A 741-nucleotide genomic window follows, 5' to 3' on the forward strand; every position below is an offset into this window, starting at 1 on the left:
GGTCGATACGCAGCACCATTTGATTGTTGCTCATGAGGTCACCAACAGCGAGTCCGACCGTGACCAACTCAGTTCAATGGCGAAGCAGGCTCGTGAAGCTGTCGGCGCAGAAACGCTGTCCGTGGTGGCTGACCGAGGCTACTTCAAGGGTGAAGAAATCCTTGCCTGTCACGATGCAAACATCACCGCTTATGTGCCAAAGCCGATGACTTCAAGCGCCAAGGCTGATGGCCGGTTCAACAAAGATGCCTTCGTTTATGACGCGACGAAAAACGAATATACATGCCCGGCTGGAGAGGCACTGATTTGGCGATTCTCCAGCGTTGAGAAAGGCATGAATATGCACTGTTACTGGAGTTCAAAGTGCCAGAGTTGCGCGCTGAAAACCCAGTGCACGCCAAGCACAAATCGTCGAGTAAGGCGCTGGGAACATGAAGCGGTGCTGGAGGAAATGCAACGCCGGCTGAACCAAGCACCGGAGATGATGCGGGTTCGAAAACGGACTGTTGAGCATCCCTTCGGGACGCTCAAACAATGGATGGGAGCAACGCACTTCCTGACTCGAAAACTGAATGGGGTGAGCGCAGAAATGAGCTTGAATGTGCTCGCCTACAACTTGAAGCGGGTGATGAAAATCATCGGCACCGAAGGCTTGTTGAAGGCGATGACGGCGTAAAAGCCCCTTTTTTTGCTGCTCCAGGAGGTGCCGCAGCGCTTCATACGCGCTCTGAGGCGTTACCA

General features: G+C 53.7%; 1 protein-coding gene. It reads left to right on the plus strand.

What is annotated here, in order from left to right:
• Positions 1–676, plus strand: a 676-nt coding sequence (locus tag NA637_RS25220) for a transposase (RefSeq protein ID WP_256075391.1), incomplete at its 5' end; no start/stop codon positions are given.
• Positions 677–741 lie beyond the last annotated feature (65 nt).

Origin of the sequence: Stutzerimonas stutzeri (assembly GCF_024448935.1) — a bacterium.
Classification (GTDB): domain Bacteria; phylum Pseudomonadota; class Gammaproteobacteria; order Pseudomonadales; family Pseudomonadaceae; genus Stutzerimonas; species Stutzerimonas stutzeri_AO.